This is a genomic window from Paludisphaera soli, assembly GCF_011064595.1.
Classification (GTDB): domain Bacteria; phylum Planctomycetota; class Planctomycetia; order Isosphaerales; family Isosphaeraceae; genus Paludisphaera; species Paludisphaera soli.
The window spans coordinates 1-448 of record NZ_JAALJI010000153.1 but is presented as its reverse complement, the minus strand read 5'-3'; the positions used below and the strand labels follow the sequence as shown (position 1 = coordinate 448).

Here is a 448-nt window from a genome sequence, read left to right as displayed (position 1 = left end):
CGTTCGCCCGCCGCCGAGAAGGTCGCGGCCTACGCGAGCATCCTGATCGACGACGCCTTCGCGGTCCGCGACCTGCGGATCATCGACGACCCGCGAGGGCTCATGATCGCGATGCCGTCGCGGAAGCTGGCCGACCACTGCCCCGAGTGCGACCACAAGACGCCCTACGCGGACAACTACTGCGGCCGCTTCGGCGCACGGCTCCCCGAGGGCCGGACGTCGCTGAGGATCAACCCGAGCGGCCGCGAGTGCCGCTACACGGACGTGGCCCACCCGGTCACGCAGGAAGGCCGCCGCCAGATCGAGGTCGCGCTGCTCGAAGCCTACGCGGCCGAGGTGGAGCGCGTCCGCCCCGCCGATCGGAGGGCGTCATGAGGGGCGAGCGGACCGTCCGCGTGCGGTATCGGGTCGCGGTCGCGGGGAGGACGGCCCTCGTGGGCCGGTGCGA

The 448-nt window shown here is 73.0% G+C and carries 1 protein-coding gene; it reads left to right on the top strand.

Translation table 11 applies throughout. The features are described from left to right. Window positions 1–375 (top strand): septation protein SpoVG family protein (locus G6O68_RS32105; RefSeq protein WP_206108305.1); only part of this gene is annotated, 375 nt, incomplete at its 5' end. Window positions 376–448 lie beyond the last annotated feature (73 nt).